The sequence below is a fragment of the Staphylococcus sp. HMSC056G08 genome (assembly GCF_001812305.1).
GTDB classification, from domain to species: Bacteria; Bacillota; Bacilli; order Staphylococcales; family Staphylococcaceae; genus Staphylococcus; species Staphylococcus simulans.
The window spans coordinates 65685-77813 of record NZ_KV808446.1; the positions used below are offsets into that span (position 1 = coordinate 65685).

A 12129-nucleotide genomic window follows, 5' to 3' on the forward strand; every position below is an offset into this window, starting at 1 on the left:
AGAAGAGGAGATTTTAATGACAAACAATGAACAAGATAATTTAAGACAATCTATTGAAGCTTTACAAGATTTTTGGAGTAATCATGGAGACTATGATATTAGAGAAAAAGCACGAGAGTATATTGAGTTATATCAGTCTAATGGAAATAGTGATCACTTCTCTTGGGTACATCCAGAAGATGCACCTTATATAAAGGAAAATGGATGTAATGCTGTGCGTTGGGGCATTCCAAATCAAATTCTTGGGGATATTGACAAGGCTAAGTTTATATTTGGTTTATTTAATCCAGGAACACAAATGAGAACAGGGATAGGAAATGAGTGTAAAGACATCACTGAATATGTTGAGGAAGAGAAAAAAGAAGAAAGAAATCTTGGTGTAGATGGTGTTAACTTTGAATCAAAGGAATACAGTGAAAATCTTAACTTCTATTTAGAACATGTGATTTCAGTTGAAAATGTCATGGCTCAAGAACTAAAAAAACTATATAAAATCTTTAAAGAAGATCGTGAAGTGCTTCTAAATCGTAACAAAAATGGAAAGTTAAGTAAGAACTCTTATAATGGAGCCGTCGTTAAAAAGATTGCATACTATCTGTTTGCATACTATTCAAAAGCTTTTATGGATAACGGGCTAAAAAGCAACGGCTTTCAAAATAGCATGAGATATTATTATAATTTGTTTGAAAAAATAGAAAAAGTTAAGGGTATTGTTAAAGAAAAAAGCTTAAACTATAACGTTGAACAAGAGTTTAACCATGCAGTTGAGAAAATAGCGATTTGTAATATAGAAATGATTCCATATCGTTCAAATGGTGCGAAAGATATTGTAAATGCATACAGAAAAAAATTAGTGGATTTGCCGAGTACTTCTAAAATTGCTAGTTTAATTACTGAAAAAATTATAAGAGATACTGATACAATAGCTGTATTCAGAGCATTCAGACCAAAGGGTAAGAATGGATGGAGATATATCTTAGAAAGAAACGCAGAAGAACAAGAGATAAATTTTAAAGAAAATATAAAACCATCACTTTTCCACTTTAGTAATTCAAGTGCAGCACTTTCAAAAAAGAATATCAAAACATATGATAGTCTTGCAGAAAATCCTCAGGAGAAAGTAGATAAAGCTGTTGATGCCCTTTTAGAAGAGCTGAAAATGCAACCATTTGTGGATGAGTTAAATAATATTATCGAAGAAAATAGCTAGAAGTATTGAGTAGATATTAGTGTCTCTGACTTTGACTGACATAGATAGGTGTAACATAAATTATAAGTATAAATCAGAATAGGATATATTATTTTAGAAAGTAATGAAAAGCTGCATGCCCTTAATTTCAAGGTCATGCAGCTTTAATAGTTATATGAAATTATTTTCCGTAGCCAGAGTCGATTTCTTCGCCGTCTTCGTCATATTTAGTGACGTATTTGTCTGGTTCAATGATGTAAGATCCGGCAAGGTCACCGTCTTTATCTGTGAATGAGAATCCCCAGTCGTCTCCATCTTTTTCTGGTTCTTTATATGTGTAAGTGTCTGTATCAAGAGTGCTGCCTTCGAATGATTCTACAACGTCGATGACGTTTTCACGTGTGACTTTTTCGTCTGAGCTTTCGTCATCATCGTCATCTTTGCTCATTTCTTTTTCTAATGCTTTATCGATTTGTTTATCGATTGCATCGTCGTCGAAAGAAAGTTTTACTGTTTCTGGACTTTCTGAATCTCCTTCGAATTTCACTACTTGTTTGTCTGATGTGAAGTTCTTACCTTCAACATCAGCTACTGCGTAGACTTCAACTTTCTCATCTGGCGGATATGGACCATAATCAGTAGAAGAGTCGAAGTCATGTGGTTTGTTGTTGATGTAGAGTGTTGTATCTTCTTCGTTAATACTGTAATTATCTAACTCAACATTGAATTTGATTTGATCAAAGTTTGAGTGAGCAAGACTAGAATGTTGTGATGCATAGATTTGAAGTTGTCCTTTATAGTCTTTGTCGTTAACTTTCTTAGTAGCTTTTAACTCATAAAGACCAAGTGGGAACGAGCCGATATGACCATTACTATCTACTTTGTGTTTCTTGCCTTCGTATTCATAAGTAATTGTGCCACCATCTGAAATATCATCCATACTAATAGAGTAGTTTGGAATATCAAATTTATAATCATCAAAGAAGAGCCATTTCTTTCCATCTTGGTCGATGTTCATAATTGTTTCGCTATCATATTTAACAGTATCACTGTACTTATGATTACGTTTCATGCTTTCGCCTTTTTCCTTAACTTCATTACCGACGGTTTTATAAAGTTTTCCACCTTCTAAGATATCAAGAAAAGCTTTAGCCTCATCTTTACTTAGCTTTTTACCGTCTGACGTGACATACTTTTTAACTTTATTTGGGTCTTTATCTTTAATCGCGTCTGCGACTTGATCTGCTTGATGTGTGACACTTGCTTGTTGTTTACCAACAAAGAAGAGTATCAGTAAAACAATAATGATTGCGGCAATAATACCGATGATTACCCACATCTTTTTAGATTGTGGTTGGCGTGGTGCTGAGTGATAGTTTTGATTAGAGCGCTTAGGTGTTTGATTCGTGGGTGTTCCGCATTGTGGGCAAACTTTCTGTCCCTCTTTAAGTTTGTGTCCGCAATTACGACAGAACTTCACTAGAAACCACCTCCAAATCTAAACAGGTCTTCAAGCATACTTCCAAAGATATCTACAAATGTATTTCGAAGCATTTCACCGTAGATTGATAGTACAATGAATTGAACGACAATATAGATGATGATACCGAAGAATACTGGAATACGTAATGTATGGTAACTAGAGTATTTCGTGATGAGATAAACGGCTGATGCATAGAAGCTGACAATTCCTAGTAATAATAGGAATGAACCGATTGAATAAATTTCGCCTCTTAGTAACAGTAATCCTAAAATGAAGAAAATGAATGAAAAAGTATTAATGAATACAAAGTCAGACAGAATCTTCGCAAAACTGATGTTGTCTTTAACTACTAGACGTGTCACACCAGCAAGTAATCCATAAGAAATAACTAAGAACAATAAAATACCGAAGAATGATTTTGTGACAATACCTGATTTCGTAACGCCATATCCAATGTAGTTAACTTCGCTTGGAACGAAGATAGCTAAAACAATCAGTGTCAAAATTAAAAATACTGCAGAGAGTATGCCGATAAATTTAAGTGAGAAAGATTTAGTACCTGCAATCACACTGTCGTGTGATTTGAAGAGTTGTGAAAAGAAACTCGTCCCTTCGTGTTTAATTTCATTCGCATGTTGATTAAATTTTTCTTTGTCGAAACTAGGTTGTTGATTAGAGTGTGTTGGTTCATTTTCATTGTGGTTATGTAATGCTTGAGATGATTCTGATTCAGTAGAATTTTGTGAGGAAACAGCTGATACTTTAGTTAAATCGATTCCGCATTCTCCGCAGAAACGATCGTCTTGTTCAACAGGTGCTCCGCATTTTGGACATTTCATGTTAATCCCCCTTAACTTTTAATTAAATATAAAAAATAATACACAACATTTTGTGTGATTAATGTCATAGTAGCACACTCATTTTTCAATATCTATAACACAATTAAAGTTATTGAAATATTTTTCAAAAAAGACAAAAAATGTACTATAAATTAAAATAACAAGATGTATAATTGAAGTACATTATCAAGTTGTGAAAACTGCAAAGGTGATAGTTTGTACTTAAAATAACGGCATCTATGTCATCTGAATATAGAAAGGAGTTTAACTTTGAAGTACTGTACAAATTGTGGAAAGAAATTAGAACCTGATGAACTATTCTGCACAAACTGCGGTGCAAAAGTGCCACAAAAAGACAGGCGTGATGCAGCACAATCAAAACCTACAAACGAAACACACCGCATACAGTCATCTAAAAAGAAATTATCAAAAGGTTGGATTATCGTGATTAGTCTTATTATCCTCGTTTTGGTTGCTGCGTTGATTTTCGCTATCTCTCACTTTATGAGTATCCGTGAAGATAACGACAAAAAAGCCGCACAAAACGATACAGCGCAAGAACAAGCAACAACATCAAAACAAGAAACAAAAACAGTTAAAGTTGAAGTAAACTCAGATGACTTCAGCGCTAACTTTATGAACGCAGATAACTCTTCAGGTTATAAAGGATTCCATATTGGAGATACTAAGAAAACGATTGAAAAGAAATATGGAGAACCAGAAGAAAGTCTAGATATTAACGGTCATGACGCTAATAAATATGGCAATATTGCCGTAAGTTATGACAACGACAACAAAGTAGATCATGTCTTCGTTGTACCTTCTAACGTCACAACAAGAGAGTTCACGGACTTCCATAACGTACCGAATGAAAAACGTGGCGATACTTGGTACTACGATAAAAACAAAGACAATGACTATACCATCAAAGTCTATACAAATGGACAATATATTAAAGCAATTGAAAATATTGATCAAATATAAATAAAAGGAGTCTAGGCAACTTGTGAAGTATGCCTAGACTCCTTTTTAATATTCATAGGTTAACTAATGATAAACTAATCATTAAGAGTTAAAGAGAAGGTACAAAAGAGTTGTAGGAATATATTATAGTCAGTGTTCCAGAAGATAACTTGTTACTAAAGGAGAATAACTATGAATAAACAAATAGATGATTCATTGCGTATTATAACAACAGCTCTTAGCTGTTTTGAGAATATACAAATAGATAAATTAAAGGTTGAAGATTGGAACACAGAATATGGTGCGTATGACTGTATTATTAATAACCAATCATTTAAAACTCGTTTAGCTAAAAAGACACCAAAGAAATCAGGATACTTTTTAGCTTTATGGAAAAAAGATGAGTCTAATAAAAATATCCCCTTTAATGAAACAGATATAGAGAATAAGTTGATTATTAGTATTCAAGATGAAAGTAAGATAGGTCAATTTGTCTTTCCTAAAAAAGTTCTGATAGAAAAAGGAATACTTCAATCAAAACGCCATAAAGGAAAAATGGCATTTAGAATCTATCCAATCTGGGAAACCAGTTTAAATAAAACAGCACAAAAATCACAAGCGTGGCAAAAGCAATACTTTATTGATCTCAGTAATGATGTTAATAAAGAAGAACTGTACAGTCTCTATTTTGAATAGTAAATTAAATCCCTAGAAATGACGTATTTTTAACGATGTATAACTAAAATAACTCTGTATTTTGTAGTATTATAGAAATAATGATAAATATAAAAATTCAGTCAAAAGAAAATGAAAATTACAGAATAAAAAGGTTCATTATATTTGTATAAGATGATAAATGGACGATAGGTTTTGGATAGAGTGGAGGGAGACTATGTCATACCAGAGTGAACATGCTTTAGAAGAAGAAGTAATGCAACAACTTAACAACTTAGGTTATGAACGTGTAAAGATTCATAACACAGAACAGTTAGAAAATAATTTCCGCCAGATTCTAAATGAACGTAATGCTGATCGGTTAATGGGCGAACCGTTATCAGATACAGAGTTCAAACGATTAATGGTGGATATTTCGGATAAGTCCGTGTTTGATAGTGCGATGAAATTACGAGATAAATATGAATTAGTTAGAGACGACAGTACTATCGCTTATTTGGAGTTCTTCAATAAAGAAAAATGGTGTCAAAATAAGTTTCAAGTGACCAACCAAGTCACTGTTAAAGATAAACATAAAAGCCGTTATGATGTGACGATTCTAATTAACGGTTTACCATTGGTTCAAATTGAATTGAAGAGAAGCGGTGTCGCAATTACTGAAGCCTTTAATCAAGTTGAGCGTTATCAACGCTATAACTATACGGGCTTGTTTAAGTACATACAAATATTGGTTATCAGTAATAAATTACAGACACGCTATCTTGCTAATAATGATAAGCAATTATTGAAGAGTCATATGTTCTATTGGACAGATAAAGAAAATGAACGTATTACACATTTACGTGACTTCATTGATGATTTCTTGGAACCATGTCAAATCGCTAAGATGATTAGTCGTTATATGGTTATCAATCAAACTGAAGGTATCTTGATGGCCTTGCGGCCATACCAGGTTTATGCCGTGGAAGAAATTTTAAACCAAGCAACTGAAACAAATAATAATGGTTATATTTGGCATACAACCGGAAGTGGTAAAACACTGACATCATTTAAAGTCAGTCAGTTACTAGCGGAGAAAGATGACATTAAGAAAGTGATTTTCTTAGTTGACCGTCAAGATTTAGACAGTCAAACCATATCAGAGTTTAATAAATTCGATAAGGGATCCGTAGATACGACAGAAAATACGAGAACCTTATTAAAACAACTCGGCTCAGACGAAAATAAACTCATTGTAACGACAATGCAGAAAATGGCTAAGGCTGTTAACTCTGGTAATAAAGTAATGGATCGTTATGAGACAGATAAAGTCATCTTTATTATTGATGAATGTCATCGTTCGCAATTCGGGAGTATGCATGGTGATGTAAAGAAACACTTTAAAAATGCACAATACTTTGGTTTTACAGGTACACCACGCTTTGAAGTAAATAAAAGCCAAGATGGCCGCAGTACAGCTGATATCTTTGGTCGTTGCTTACATCATTACTTAATTAAAGATGCTATTAGAGATAATAACGTACTGGGCTTCTCAGTAGACTATGTTAAAGTTGCGCATCTTAAAAAGCATATGAATGATGGAGAAGTTAAAGATATTGATAGACCAGAATATTATGGCTATAAAGAGCGTCATGAAATCATAGTAGATGATATTATCGAAAACTATAAAAAGAAAACATACGATGGTAAATACACATCAATCTTTACAGTAGATAGTATTGAAAGGGCAATGGAATACTTTCGTGTCTTTAAAGAGAAAGAAGAAGCAGGAGAACATAACCTGAAAGTATCATCAATCTTTACAAGTTCTGATCCAAATGAGGACACGAAAGAAAAAGAAGATCATGTATATGTACGTGACGAATTAGAATATGTCATGAGAGACTATAACCAAAAGTTCGGTACTAACTTTGATACCTATAACTATGCAGGTTATTTTTCAGATGTTTCTAAACGTATGAAGAAAGTAATACCAGGTGAAAAGATAGATATCTTAATTGTGGTTAATATCTTCTTAACTGGTTTTGACAGTAAGTTATTAAATACACTATACGTTGATAGAAACTTATATCATCATGGCTTAATTCAAGCATTCTCAAGAACTAACCGTGTTGAAAAAGAAACAAAGCCATATGGGAATATCGTATGCTATCGTAACTTGAAAGCGAACACTGATAAAGCAATAGAAATATTCTCTAAAACAGATAATACAGATGTAGTGTTAAGCCCGCCTTATCACGTGTTATTACAACGTTTCCAAAAAGCGTTAGCTGCAGTTTATGATATAGCGCCGCTAGCGGAAACGATTCAACAATTAGAACGTGATGAAGACAAAGAAAAATTTGTTAAAGCATTTAGAGACTTAACATTCCTATTAGTCAAAATTAAACCATTCCCAGAATTCGAGTTTACGTTAGATGAAATCGGTATTGATCATCAGGAATATGAGGATTATCTCGGTCAATATAAAGAAATCTATCGACAAGTACAACTACGAAAACAACAAAGAGAAGAAAATGCTGGGGAAAAAGCGTCTATTTTAGAAGATATCGATTTCTCAATTGAATTGATGCGTAATGATGTTATCAATGTGGATTACATTTTAGACTTGCTTGCACGTATTAACTTGAGAGATAAAAAAGCACAACAAGAAGATACAGATGAAATACGTAAGTTACTCGATAAAGCAGATGATGAACATTTAAGATTGAAATCTGACTTAATCCGTGAATTCTTAGATGATGTTATCCCGACATTAAGCGTAGACGCAGATATTAGAGAAATGTACTATCGTTTTGAAGAGCGTAAGAAAAGAGAAGAAATAAAATCGTTTGCAATTGCTAAAGCATTCTCTGCTAAACTTTTAGAACGCTTCATCAACGAATACGAATATAGCGGACAAATCAATAAATCAGAGATAGATAAAGAAACTAAAGGCAGTTTGTTATTACGAAACAAAACAGTGAACCAAATCGCTACATTTATCAAAAACACAGTCAATAAATTTACAAGCATAAGCTAGACATCAAAAGCAGACCTGAAAATAAGAGGTCTGCTTTTTCACGTACTAAAAATGTATTAAAAGAGAAAGATAGCAAGCGCGGGATAGACAATAAAAAGGTTAAACAAGTTTAAAAACGTACTCACATAAAGGTAGTTATTAATTCTATCATCTCTATTAAAACGAACACTTAATACAAGCGAAGTAGCTAACAAAGCTAAAGTAAATGTGAGAAATAATGTAATAATATTTGAGCACCATTCTGAAACATGATCAGTAAAAACAGAAATGCTAATCAAACCGATTAAAAGAAGATAATTCAGTATATTGATAATCCACACAATAGCTTTCAAATGCACACGACCTTTCATGATGTAATAAAAACAAGTAGAACTTCACACACTCAAATTAGAAAATATTATTAATATAAATATAGCATATAAAAAGAAAAACAGTTAAAACTTAGGTGAATTGTAAAAAGCTGTGATGATTTTAAAGAATAGACTTTTTAAGGTATAATGGGAACAAATGTTTGTATTCTAGCTTTACTATACGAGGTAAATGAGCTATATTTAATGTAGTAATGAAAAAATACATAATAGTGAGGTGGATGTCATTAATTTTATAGAGGATTATCGAAGTGGTTCATTATTAAACCGATTAAAGACAGTTGGTAAGGCAGAAGGTATCTGTCGCATTGTTTATGATCAAAGTATGATGAATGATGACTTAGGATACTATCTTTCAGAATCACACCAACCTACCACCTTATATTTAAAAGAAGATAATAATGCGACCTATGTCTATGAAAACCAGATTGTAGTGAATATGATGAATGCTGAATGTGTGTTAATCAGTCACAAGCATTCAGGTGCGCTATTACCTTATAACTATACGCAGATAGAGATAGATAGAAATAAGATTTATCCAGCGTATTTTGTTTATTGGTTTAACGAATCACCGGAATCATTAAAACAACTGAATCTGTTTAGACAAGGCGGAAGTTTAGTTAAGAAAATTACTGCTAAACAACTTCAACAAATGAAAATCACTTTACCACCTTACAATAGACAAAAATTAATAGGTGACATTGCGGAAAAAAGAAGACGACTTAAATATTTAAAACAAAAACGTGAAAAGCTTATGGATTGTTATTTAAAAGAAACATTACTCAGGGGGAATCATTAATGTCAACGACTGAAAAACAACGTCAACAAACAGCGGAATTACAAAAGAAACTATGGGATATTGCGAATGACTTACGCGGTAATATGGATGCGAGTGAATTTAGAAATTATATCCTAGGTTTAATCTTCTATCGTTTCTTATCTGAAAAAACAGAAGAACAAGTAGATATTTTACTTAGAGAAGATGATATTACATACGAAGAGGCATGGGAAAACGATGAATATCGTGAAGTGCTTAAAGACGCTTTAACAGACCGTATTGGTTTCTTTGTGAAACCTGAATTCTTATTTAGTAAGTTTGTGAAAGATGCACGTAATAATCAATTTGAATTAGACAAACTAGCTGAAGCAATTCAAGAAGTAGAGAAGTCTACCCAAGGTGAAGATAGTCATGATGATTTTATTAACTTATTTGATGACATGGACTTAAGATCTTCAAGACTAGGTAGAACGTTTAAAGAAAAATCAGATTTAATCGCAAAAGTAGTAAAGAATATTGCGGAATTACCATTTATGCATGATGACATTGAAATCGATATGTTAGGTGACGCATATGAATACTTAATTGGACAATTTGCGGCGACTGCAGGTAAGAAAGCAGGAGAATTCTATACGCCCCAACAAGTGTCTAAGATTTTAGCTAAGATAGTCACAACTGGTAAGACTGACTTACGTAGTGTATATGACCCAACATGTGGATCTGGTTCATTATTATTACGTGTTGGACGCGAAGCTAATGTGCGTAATTATTATGGGCAAGAGTTTAATAGTACGACGTTTAACTTAGCACGAATGAACATGTTACTACATGATGTGAACTATACACGTTTTCAAATTGAAAATGGGGATACGTTGGAAAATCCAGCTGCGAATGAAGAGAAGTTTGAAGCGGTTGTGGCTAACCCACCATACAGTGCCAAATGGAGTGCAGATAAAAAGTTCTTAGATGACGAACGTTTCAGTAGCTATGGTAAATTAGCACCTAAATCTAAAGCAGATTTTGCGTTTATTCAACATATGATTTATCACTTAGATGAAAAAGGTACAATGGCAGTAGTCTTACCACATGGTGTCTTATTCCGTGGGGCTGCCGAAGGCACAATTCGTCGTTACTTAATTGAAGAGAAAAACTACTTAGACGCAGTTATTGGCTTACCAGCCAATTTATTCTTCGGTACAAGTATTCCAACAGCGATATTAGTATTCAAAAAATGTCGTCAATCAGATGATGATGTCTTATTTATCGATGCATCTCAATCATTTGAAAAAGGTAAAAACCAAAATCATCTTTCAGATGAAGATGTAGATAAAATTGTCGACACATACAGAAATAGAGAAGAAATAGATAAATTCAGTCATAAAGCAACACTCAATGAAATTGAAGAAAACGACTACAACCTAAACATTCCACGTTACGTCGATACATTCGAAGAAGAAGAGCCTGTAGATTTAGACCAAGTTCAAAAAGATATCGCAGACATCGACAAAGAGATAGCCCAACTCGAAGAAGAAATTAACGGCTACTTAAAAGAATTGGGAGTGTATAAAAATGAGTAAGCAAAACCAACACAAACCAAATGTTCCTGAACTACGCTTTCCAGAGTTTAGTGGAGAGTGGGAAGAGTATAGATTAAAAGACATTGCTAACTTTTCTAAAGGTAAATCTATTTCTAAAGGAGATTTAAGTGAAGAAGGAGTAAGTTGTATTTTATATGGTGAACTGTATACTCGATATGGTGCTTTGATAAAAGAAATTTATAGCAAAACTGATTTAGATACATCGAAGCTGAAAAAAGGTGAAGAAAACCAAGTGCTCATACCTTCTTCTGGAGAAACAGCTATTGATATAGCTACTGCTTCAACAATAGATACAAATCAAGAGGTATATATTGGTGGAGATTTAAACATTATTGATCCTAAAACTAATTTTGATGGATGTTTTATTTCTTTATCTATAAATGGGGTAAATAAGTTGAACTTAGCTAAATATGCTCAAGGAAAAACTGTGGTTCATTTATATAATAATGACATTAAAGGACTGTATATGAAGTTTCCTCAAGGTTCAAAAGAACAAAAAAAGATTAGTGATTTCTTTAGCAAGCTAGATCGACAAATCGAGTTAGAGGAAAAGAAATTGGCATTGTTAGAAGAACAGAAGAAGGGTTATATGCAAAAGATTTTCTCTCAAGAATTGCGATTTAAAGATGAAAATGGAAATGATTATCCTGAGTGGGAAGTTTCTTCCCTAGGAAAAATTGCACATGTAACTAAAGGGTTTACTCCTTCTACCAAAAATAATGATTATTGGGAAGAATCTAAATATAATTGGTTGTCAATAGCTGGGCTAAATAAAAAATATATAACGGAAGGTAATAAGGGGATAACACAAGCTGCAGTAGCTAATAAAAAACCGGTTCTTAAAAATACACTTGTTATGAGTTTTAAACTAACTATTGGGAGATTAGCTATATTAAAAGAAGATTTATACACTAATGAAGCAATATGTCATTTTAACTGGATTAGTGAAGATGTAAATACAGAGTTTGTTTATTATTATTTAAATATGGTAAATATAAGCTCTTTTGGAGCACGAGCAGTAAAAGGAATAACGCTCAACAATGAATCAATAAACAGTATCGTAATAAAACTACCCAAATATCAAGAACAATTAAAAATAGCAGATTTTCTTGGAAAGATAGATATAAAGATAGAATTGCATAAAAAGAAAGTTCAATTACTTTCAAGAAAAAAAAGCAGTCTTTTACAATCAATGTTTCTATAAGGGAGAGAAA

9 protein-coding genes are annotated in these 12129 nt (G+C 32.9%); 7 read left to right on the forward strand and 2 right to left on the reverse strand.

Annotated elements, in window-relative coordinates; genetic code table 11:
• The first annotated feature begins 16 nt into the window (after nt 1-16).
• Nucleotides 17-1210 (forward strand): hypothetical protein, encoded by a 1194-nt coding sequence (locus HMPREF2846_RS02680; RefSeq protein WP_070625574.1) that lies wholly within the window; start codon nt 17-19, stop codon nt 1208-1210.
• Between the two features lie 160 nt (nt 1211-1370).
• On the opposite strand, the gene HMPREF2846_RS02685 is transcribed toward HMPREF2846_RS02680, so the two are convergent.
• A complete protein-coding gene (locus tag HMPREF2846_RS02685; RefSeq protein WP_070625575.1) occupies nt 1371-2669 on the reverse strand; it encodes a TcaA second domain-containing protein in 1299 nt (432 codons plus the stop codon).
• Nucleotides 2669-3511 (reverse strand): zinc ribbon domain-containing protein, encoded by an 843-nt coding sequence (locus tag HMPREF2846_RS02690; protein WP_070625577.1) that lies wholly within the window; start codon nt 3509-3511, stop codon nt 2669-2671. Before HMPREF2846_RS02690 ends, HMPREF2846_RS02685 begins: the two co-directional genes overlap by 1 nt.
• A 270-nt stretch (nt 3512-3781) precedes the next feature.
• Here HMPREF2846_RS02690 and HMPREF2846_RS02695 point away from each other — a divergent pair, with 270 nt between their 5' ends.
• From HMPREF2846_RS02695 to HMPREF2846_RS02720, 6 genes are all read left to right on the forward strand, one after another.
• Nucleotides 3782-4495, forward strand: a complete 714-nt coding sequence (locus tag HMPREF2846_RS02695; RefSeq protein WP_070625579.1) for a zinc-ribbon domain-containing protein — start codon at nt 3782-3784, stop codon at nt 4493-4495.
• A gap of 171 nt (nt 4496-4666) precedes the next feature.
• Nucleotides 4667-5170: a MepB family protein gene (locus HMPREF2846_RS02700; protein ID WP_070625581.1), complete on the forward strand. Its 504-nt coding sequence runs from the start codon at nt 4667-4669 to the stop codon at nt 5168-5170.
• A gap of 196 nt (nt 5171-5366) precedes the next feature.
• On the forward strand, nt 5367-8171 hold the full coding sequence (locus HMPREF2846_RS02705) for a type I restriction endonuclease subunit R (protein ID WP_070625583.1): 2805 nt from the start codon (nt 5367-5369) through the stop codon (nt 8169-8171).
• Nucleotides 8172-8756: 585 nt separating this feature from the next.
• Complete coding sequence (locus HMPREF2846_RS02710; protein ID WP_070625585.1) at nt 8757-9338, forward strand: restriction endonuclease subunit S; 582 nt, start codon at nt 8757-8759, stop codon at nt 9336-9338.
• Nucleotides 9338-10894, forward strand: a complete 1557-nt coding sequence (locus HMPREF2846_RS02715) for a type I restriction-modification system subunit M (protein ID WP_070625587.1) — start codon at nt 9338-9340, stop codon at nt 10892-10894. The genes HMPREF2846_RS02710 and HMPREF2846_RS02715 overlap by 1 nt, the downstream gene beginning before the upstream one ends.
• Nucleotides 10887-12119 carry a restriction endonuclease subunit S gene (locus tag HMPREF2846_RS02720; protein WP_070625589.1) on the forward strand — a complete coding sequence of 411 codons (1233 nt, stop codon included), beginning with the start codon at nt 10887-10889 and terminating at the stop codon, nt 12117-12119. Before HMPREF2846_RS02715 ends, HMPREF2846_RS02720 begins: the two co-directional genes overlap by 8 nt.
• Nucleotides 12120-12129 lie beyond the last annotated feature (10 nt).

What these genes read in the sequence shown, in the direction of transcription:
- HMPREF2846_RS02680 (WP_070625574.1), top strand. Translation starts at nt 17, where the DNA reads ATGACAAACAATGAACAAGATAATTTAAGACAATCTATTGAAGCTTTA.
- HMPREF2846_RS02690 (WP_070625577.1), bottom strand. Translation starts at nt 3,511, where the DNA reads ATGAAATGTCCAAAATGCGGAGCACCTGTTGAACAAGACGATCGTTTC.
- HMPREF2846_RS02700 (WP_070625581.1), top strand. Translation starts at nt 4,667, where the DNA reads ATGAATAAACAAATAGATGATTCATTGCGTATTATAACAACAGCTCTT.
- HMPREF2846_RS02705 (WP_070625583.1), top strand. Translation starts at nt 5,367, where the DNA reads ATGTCATACCAGAGTGAACATGCTTTAGAAGAAGAAGTAATGCAACAA.
- HMPREF2846_RS02715 (WP_070625587.1), top strand. Translation starts at nt 9,338, where the DNA reads ATGTCAACGACTGAAAAACAACGTCAACAAACAGCGGAATTACAAAAG.
- HMPREF2846_RS02720 (WP_070625589.1), top strand. Translation starts at nt 10,887, where the DNA reads ATGAGTAAGCAAAACCAACACAAACCAAATGTTCCTGAACTACGCTTT.